This window comes from Mycobacterium sp., from assembly GCF_049281135.1.
Lineage (GTDB): Bacteria > Actinomycetota > Actinomycetes > Mycobacteriales > Mycobacteriaceae > Mycobacterium.
The window spans coordinates 1-6,825 of record NZ_JBAPRN010000793.1; the positions used below are offsets into that span (position 1 = coordinate 1).

5 protein-coding genes and 2 pseudogenes are annotated in these 6,825 nt (G+C 65.9%); 5 read left to right on the top strand and 2 right to left on the bottom strand.

Annotation, left to right across the window (positions count from 1 at the left end):
• The 3 genes and pseudogenes from WAN02_RS31480 to WAN02_RS31490 all read left to right on the top strand — a co-directional run.
• Positions 1–781, top strand: a pseudogene (locus WAN02_RS31480) (primosome assembly protein PriA); the annotation flags it as partial.
• Between the two features lie 134 nt (positions 782–915).
• Complete coding sequence (locus WAN02_RS31485; protein ID WP_325685422.1) at positions 916–1,071, top strand: hypothetical protein; 156 nt, start codon at positions 916–918, stop codon at positions 1,069–1,071.
• Positions 1,053–1,313 carry a hypothetical protein gene (locus tag WAN02_RS31490; protein ID WP_422269281.1) on the top strand — a complete coding sequence of 87 codons (261 nt, stop codon included), beginning with the start codon at positions 1,053–1,055 and terminating at the stop codon, positions 1,311–1,313. Before WAN02_RS31485 ends, WAN02_RS31490 begins: the two co-directional genes overlap by 19 nt.
• A 16-nt stretch (positions 1,314–1,329) precedes the next feature.
• Here the strand turns inward: WAN02_RS31490 and WAN02_RS31495 are convergent, their stop codons facing one another.
• Positions 1,330–4,560 (bottom strand): LuxR C-terminal-related transcriptional regulator, encoded by a 3,231-nt coding sequence (locus WAN02_RS31495; protein ID WP_422269282.1) that lies wholly within the window; start codon positions 4,558–4,560, stop codon positions 1,330–1,332.
• 142 nt (positions 4,561–4,702) lie between these two features.
• A pseudogene (locus WAN02_RS31500) lies at positions 4,703–5,001 on the bottom strand (hypothetical protein); the annotation flags it as partial.
• 146 nt (positions 5,002–5,147) lie between these two features.
• Between WAN02_RS31500 and WAN02_RS31505 the strand changes: the two are divergent.
• Positions 5,148–6,239 (top strand): methyltransferase, encoded by a 1,092-nt coding sequence (locus WAN02_RS31505; RefSeq protein ID WP_422269283.1) that lies wholly within the window; start codon positions 5,148–5,150, stop codon positions 6,237–6,239.
• A gap of 172 nt (positions 6,240–6,411) precedes the next feature.
• On the top strand, positions 6,412–6,825 hold a 414-nt coding region (locus WAN02_RS31510), incomplete at its 3' end, for an MMPL family transporter (RefSeq protein WP_422269284.1).

Sequence of the window (6,825 nt, forward strand, 5' to 3'; positions counted from 1 at the left end):
CGACGGCACGGCCCCGGTATGCCGGTGGTGTGGCCGTGCCGACGGCGCGCTGCGCTGCGGCCGCTGCGGGTCGGACACGGTGCGGGCCGTCGTCGTGGGTGCCCGGCGTACCGCCGAAGAACTGGGCCGCGCCTTTCCCGGTACGACGGTGATCACCTCGGCTGGCGAAGCGATGGTGTCCGAAGTCGACGATCGGCCAGCTTTGGTAGTGGCCACGCCCGGTGCTGAACCCCGCGCAACCGGCGGCTACGGGGCGGCCCTGCTGCTGGACAGCTGGGCGCTACTCGGGCGTCAGGATCTGCGCGCAGCCGAGGACACCCTGCGGCGGTGGATGGCCGCGGCGGCGTTGGTGCGGCCCCGCGGCAACAATGGGGTCGTGGTGGTCGTCGCCGAATCATCGGTTCCCACAGTGCAATCGCTGATCCGATGGGATCCGGTCGGCCATGCCGACGCCGAGTTGACCGCGCGCACCGAAGTCGCGTTACCGCCCAGTGTGCATATGGCCGCTCTCGACGGCCCCGCTGACGCGGTCACGGGGTTGCTCGAGGAGATCCGGCTGCCGGACGGTGCCGAGCTGCTCGGGCCGGTGCCGTTGCCGGTGGGCGCACGGAGACCGCCCGGGATCGCGGCCGACGTGCCGGTGAGCCGAATGCTGGTGCGGGTGCACCGCGAGCAGGGCCTGGCGTTGGCTGCCGAGCTGCGCCGCGGCGTCGCGGTGGTGAGCGCCCGGCAGGTCCACGAGCCGGTCCGGGTGCAGATCGACCCGCTGCAGATCGGCTAGGCGACTGCTCGCTACTCGGCCGCACCATGTGTGTCGGTGAGCGAAGTCCGGGTATTCCATGCGACGATGCGAAGACTGGCCGAGCGCCAACGACGCCCACCGGTCTTTCTTTCCCGTGTCGAGGGAGGTCAGATATGGCAACGATCGCAGACACCACACGAATCGGGCGCTGCCTTGTTTTTGTGCGCGATCACCTCAACCAGGCCCGCGCCGCCGGTGATGAGATCCGGGCCATGCAGTGGCACGCGGTGATGGATGAGTTCATCGACGCATGGCCTCGGTCGGCGTGATCATCGATCCCCTCCACTGCACCGAGATCGGCTGCGCCTGTCCCGGCACTCGCTGGTGGACCGGCTGGATCGGACCCCGTGAAATCCATGTCGTCCCCATCGACGATCTGCAGCCACATCGCGTGGAGGAATGCGGCTGCGACCCACAGATCACGTTGCATGTCGCCGGCGATGGATTCGCGTCGTGGCGGGTGATCCACGACAGCTTCGATCGCCGCGAACTCAGTGAGCAAGCGGGTTAGCTTTTGCGGTGCGACGTCAACCGTGCCGGGCTGCTTCTTGGACGAGCTGGAAGCGCGAGCTCAGACCCAGTTTGGTGTAGACGTGGGTGAGGTGGGTCTGCACGGTGCGAGGTGAGATGAAGAGTCTTGTGGCGATGTCGTTGTTGACCAGTCCTTCGCCGACCAGTCGCACGACGTCGAGCTCGGTCGGTGTGAGCGAGGCCCAGCCGCTGGTCGGTCGTTTGCGTTGGCCACGCCCGCGCCGCGCGTAGGCGATCGCCTCCTCAGTGGACAACGCTGCGCCCTCTGCCCACGCGGCGTCAAAGTCGTTCTCGTCCATGGCATTTCGTAGGGCCGCAATCGAGTCTTCGTAACCGGCGTCCCACACCTTGAAGCGAACCGCGCCGGTGTATTGCCTGATGGAATGAGCCGAACCGAAAAGACGGGCGGCTTCGCCGTGGCTACCCACATCGCCGGCCACGGCGGCGAGGCACTCCAACGTGTCGGAAACGAATAGGTACGCATTGGATCCCGCTGCACACGTCAGCGCGTCGTGCGCGTCGCGCTCAGCCTGATCCAGCTGGTCCTGGGCGAGTGCTACTCGCGCGCGGGTGGTCAACGCCCACGCCGAGTAGCAACCGGTCGCGATCATGACCGCCTGGTCGGCCGCGCAACGCGCTGCTTCAGGATTTCCGCTGGCCAGTTCGGCCTGCGCACCGAATGTGCGAAACAGCGCCGCAGAGGAGGGCGGGACATTCGCGGCGTGCTGGCAGGCCGCACCGGTTGCGCTCTGCGCGGTCGGAGTGTCTCCGGCGGCCAGCGCCGCCACGCCCAATGCCGTGTAGGCATTGCCAGCGGTAATGTCGCCAAACTCGGCGGCGCCCACGAGGGCATCGTGCGCCGCGGCCCGTGCCGCAACGGCTTCGCCTTGCAACGCGAGCGCCATACTTTCGCCGGCGAGGGCGTACTTCTGAAAGTTCGTGTAGTGACCCGCTTCCGCCACGCGGTACATCGTGCTGAAATGTGCTACCGCTGCGGCTGTATCGCCATGCGCCAGCTGCGCAAGTCCGAGGCAATAGTGGCACCGGATCAGTCCGGCGCGGTAACCGATCGCCTCGGCGAGGTCGCACCCCTCTTGTGCCGCCCCCTGCCTCGAGATCATGTCACCGGTCAAAACTGCCACCAGGGCCTCGACGCTGAGGACGTGGCTGAGCCTTAACGCATCGCCCAGTTCCCGCGCCAGGCTGATTGCCTCGGCGCGGTATCCCCGGGCAGCCTCGGAGTCGAGGGAGATCAACCCGCAGGCGGTCAGCGCGCGAGCCAGCAAGGGCGGGTTATCGCATTCGCGCGCAAGTGCAAGGGCCTCGTCGGCCTGATCCTTGATGTCCGCGTCCCACCCGATCATGGTGACCAGCAGGACCCGGTCGGCGAGCGCCCGCGCACGCACAGCCGGAGCGATTTCGTGGTGGGCGCCGTCGGCAAGGATCGTGTCGAACCACGCGACCCCCTCGGCAGGCCGTGGTTGCCAGAGCGGCGTCAACGACGACGCCAACGCCAACGCCAACGCAGCGTCACCCTTGTCGCGGCTCCACGCGAATGCGGCGCGTAAGTTGTCGATTTCGATTTCAGTCTTTTCGACCCGCAGCCCGTAGTCGCTGCCGGACGGCCCGTCGAGCAACGACGCCATCGATGTGTAGTGATCTCGGTGACGCGTCCGCAGGATGTCTGCTTCTCCTGACTCGCCGAGTTTTTCGGCCGCGTAGTGCCGCACCGTTTCGAGTAGCCGGTAGCGCGTTCGACCCGCGGTCTCGTCGGCTACCACCAGCGACTTGTCCACAAGCATGGTGAGCAGGTCCACCACCTGGTATCGCGGCATATCGTGACCGGCTACGGCGCAGGCGGCGTCGAGGTCGAAGCCGCCCAGGAAGGCGGCCAGTCGGCGGAACAACGTCCGTTCGTGCTCGCTGAGCAGGGCGTGTGACCAGTCCACGGAGGCACGCAGCGTTTGTTGGCGGCGGACCGCGGTGCGCGCGCCGCCGGTCAACAGCCGGAACCGGTCATGAAGGCTGTCGAGGATCTCGGTCACCGACAACGCGCGCACCCGTGCTGCGGCGAGCTCGATCGCGAGCGGCAATCCATCCAAGCGCCGGCAGATCTCGCTCAACACCGCCACATTGTTGTCGGTGACCATGAAATCGGCGCGAGCGTGGCGGGCCCGATCGACGAACAATTCGATCGCTTCATCTGCCAGCGACAGCGACGGCAGCCGCCAACTTGCCTCGCCGTCAACACCGATCGGCTCGCGGCTCGTCGCCAACAGCGTCAATCGCGGACAGGTTTTCAGCAGTGCCGCCGTTAAAGCGGCGCTGGCATCGAGCAGATGCTCGCAGTTGTCCAGGACGATGAGCAGGGGACGATCGGCGATGAAACGGGCCAGCGTATCCATCGTCGACCGACCGGGTTGGTCGGGCAGCCCGAATGCGCGGGCCGCTGTGCTGGGTATCAGGTGCGGGTCGGTGATGGGCGCGAGATCCACGTAACAAACCCCGTCGCTGAACTCTTCGGCGAGCTTTACCGCGAGCCGGGTCTTGCCTGCGCCGCCGGCGCCGGTCAATGTCACCAGACGGTTCTCTTTCAGGAGCTCCCGCAATTGGCTCAGCTCTGCTTGGCGCCCAACGAAACTCGTGATGGAAGCCGGAAGATGTTGGAAAACAGTCGCTTTCGAGACACGTAGTGGAGGAAAGTCGTTCACCAGGTCGGCGTGGCAGAGCTGGACAACCCGCTCCGGGCGCGTGACACCGCGCAACTCATGCGCGCCCAGAACGGTCAACCAGCTGTTGGCAGGGAGCCGGTCGGCCACCAGGTCCTCGGTGCTGCCGGACAGCAGGGTCTGGCCACCGTGTCCCAGGTCGCGAAGACGTGCCGCGCGGTTGATCGTCGGTCCGACGTAGTTGCCTTCGTCGCGTAATTGCACCTCACCGGTGTGCACGCCGATGCGCAATCGGATCGGCGCCAACAGGGCGCACTGTATTTCCAACGCCACTGCCACCGCATCCGAGGCGCGGGCGAACGCGGCGACGAAGCTGTCACCTTCGCCCTGTTCGACCGGGCGCACCCCGTCGTGGGCGGCGACGATTCCCGACACTATTTGATTGAGCCGAGCCAACGCGGTATTCATTTCGTCGGGCTGGGTCTCCCATAGCCGCGTGGAACCCTCGACGTCTGCCAGTAGCAGCGTCACGGTGCCGGTCGGCAACAGCCCACTCACGTCTGGCCCGCTCCAGTTCATCAAGGGCGTGGTGGCGCGCGGATTGATCTTGCTGATGTTAACGACGATGCAGGCCGATATACCGGAATCAACATCTTAAAACCGGAAGTTAATGCCGGTTAATCGAATATTTGCCCTCAGTGGTGGCGCTGTCGTTGTTGGCCCGCCCTTCGCTGACCAGTTGGACGATGCCGCGTTCGGTCGGCGCCAGTGAGCCCCAGCCGCTGGCGGGTCGTTTGCGTTGGCCGCGTCCTCGGCCCAGGCGGAGTCAAAGTCGCTATCGCCCATCGCGTCTCGCAGCCCCGCCACCGATGTCAGGTAGTCGGCGTCATAGATCTTGAAGCGGACTGCGCCGATGCGTTGCCGACTGCCGTCAGCCGCGCCGAACAGCCGGGCCGCTTCGTGGTGACTGCCCGCGCCGCCCGCCGGAGCGCCGTCGCATCCAGAATGTCGGATGGGTGCCGCTAGTTTGGTTGGCGGCGGCTTGGCTGGTCGGGCCCGCGCGGACCGAGCGGTCGGCTCGCGGTGACGTGAGCGCATTGTCTTCTATGGCTCGACGGCTCGTTCGTAATGGTGAGGGAGACACGATGCCAAGAGATGTCAAGATTCCACCCGCCAAAGTGGCCCGTATCGTCGAACGTTTTCGCCACCATCTCTATCGACTTCATCAACGGTCGGCCCCCGCGGCGGCAGCGATGTTCGAGATGGTTACCGGGGCATGGGTAGCGCAGGCCATCCAGGTGGCCGCCGAACTAGGCGTCGCCGACGTCCTCGGGGACGATCCACTGCCGTTGGATGATTTGGCAGACCGCGTCGGGGCGGACCCCGATGCCCTCAAGCGACTGATGCGGGCGTTGATCAGCCATGGCATATTCCGCCAGCGCCGCGACGGCCGCTATGACCTGACCGCGCTCGCTGAAACCCTGCGCTCGGACGCACAATTCTCGATGCGCGCCTATGCGCGCCTAATCGGTTCGCCTCAACACCGGGAACATTGGAGTTTGCTGGTTGAGTCGGTCAAGTCGGGCAAAGCGATCTTTCCACAGCTGCGTGGCAAGGACGCATTCGACTTTCTCAGGGATGAACCCGAGCTCGCAAAGCTCTTCAACGACGCCATGACCGCCGCCGATGCCTTGCCGGCGATCGCTATCGTTGCCGGTTACAGCTTCAGTCCGTACCGCACGATCGTCGATGTCGGCGGCGGGCGCGGGGGGCTGTTGTCCACCATCTTGGCGGCAACACCGACCGCGCAGGGGGTGCTCTACGACCTGCCTGAAGTTGTCGCGGAGGCGGCCGCACTGCTGCGGCAGCGGGGAGTTGAAAACCGGGTCCGCGTCGAGGGTGGGTCGTTCTTTGACAACGTTCCGTCCGGCGGCGACGCCTATGTCCTCAAAACCGTCATCCACGACTGGCCCGATGGGCAGGCCGTGGCGATCCTCCGTAAAGTTCGCGCAGCCGCCGGCGCCGATGCGACGCTGCTGCTGGTGGAGGCGGTGCTCCCCGAGCACGACCGCGACTTCGCGGGTAAGTGGGTGGATCTGGAGATGCTGCTGGAAGCGAATGGCCGCGAACGCGACGCCGAGGAATACCGAGACCTGCTCAGACAAGCCGGATTTCGGATGACCCGGATAGTGCAAACCGCCGCACCGTACAGCGTCATCGAAGCAGCACCTGTTTAAGGACACCAGCCGTCGTTTGAGGTGACGCGAGCCTCGGTGGTGGAATCATCGACGCCAATACGGCGAGCGGGCTGCGCTCCGGCGGGGCCGACGGATGTGGCGCGTCATCTCGTCAGTGGCGGTGGCGTCTAGTTAGACTGACGCAACCACGCCCGGACCCGAAGGGGGTCGTTTGCTGGAGGGCATCGCTCGGCTCGCCATCGGTGCACCGCGGCGTGTCATCGCGGGCGCGTTACTTCTCATGGTAGGAACCGCGATCTTCGGTATCCCGGTCGCCACAAGTCTGTCTGCCGGCGGCGTGCTTGACCCGATGTCGGAGTCGTCGCAGGCCGCGAAGCTACTGTCGGACAAGTTCGGTCAGGGCGACATGGCGATGATCATCAGCGTCACATCGGGCGGCGGCGTCGAGAGCCCCGCGGCCCGCGCGGTCGGCACCGACATCGTTCAGCGGCTGCAGAGCTCCCCGCACGTCGGCCAGGTGACGTCCGCATGGACCACCCCATCGGCATCGTCGTTAATCGGCAAAGATCACCGGACCGGGCTGGTCGTCGCCGGCATTTCCGGCAGCGACAACGAGGCGCAGAAG